We start from the raw sequence: 865 nt of genomic DNA, 5'->3' as shown, positions 1-865 counted from the left end.
TTTTATCGGGTTGCCGGAATTTCAGGAAAAAGCGCCATTCGACCATTCTTTGATGCCTCGTTTCAGGAAACGTCTGGGCGCAAATATCATCAATGAACTCAATGAGTGGATTGTTCTGGAAGAACAGAAACGCCAGTCGGAAGAGACATCTGAAGAAGATGACAACGATGATGATAATCATGACGGTGACGATCATCATCCTTCCTGTCCCGCTTCGAAAGAGAGCCCGAGTGAATCGGCTTCTGCTAAAACGAAGAACAAAGGGAAGCTAATCCTGGACGCAACCTGTGCACCGGCCGATATTGCTTATCCCACGGACCTTGGGCTGTTGAACGAAGCTCGTGAGAAACTGGAACATATCATTGATGTGCTGCATGAGCCCCACAAAGGAAAGCAACAAAAGCCACGGACCTACAGAAAAAGGGCCCGCAAGGCCTATCTTTCTGTCGCCAAACAACGCAAAGCTGGTGCCCGGAAAATCCGGAAAGCCGTTGGCAAACAGCTGCGATACGTGAAACGGGATCTTGAGATCATTGAAAAGCTTGTTGCCCAAAGTTCCTTGTCCCTTTTGAACAAAAATGAGTACCGGCAACTTCTTGTCATTCATGAGCTTTACCGCCAGCAGGCAGAAATGTACAAAAAGAAATCTCGACGGATTGACCACCGGATTGTGAGCATTTCCCAACCGCATGTCCGCCCAATTGTAAGGGGCAAGGCAAAAGCGAACATGGAGTTCGGTTCAAAAGTCGCCATCAGTGTTGTCGATGGCTATGCCCTGATTGAAAGGCTCGATTGGGAAAACTACAATGAAGGCATCACTCTCAAGGAATCTGTTGAAAATTACTACAACCGGTTTGGTTTCTAC

The 865-nt window shown here is 47.5% G+C and carries 1 protein-coding gene; it reads left to right on the top strand.

Going from position 1 to position 865, the window contains the following annotated elements; all coding sequences use genetic code 11:
• Window positions 1-865: transposase family protein (locus GBH70_RS16440; RefSeq protein WP_503827279.1), on the top strand; the 865-nt coding region annotated here is incomplete at both ends.

The organism is Weizmannia acidilactici (assembly GCF_008974225.1).
Taxonomy (GTDB): domain Bacteria; phylum Bacillota; class Bacilli; order Bacillales; family Bacillaceae_C; genus Weizmannia; species Weizmannia acidilactici.
Note: the sequence above shows the minus strand (reverse complement) of the source record. Positions and strands in the feature narration are given on the sequence as shown.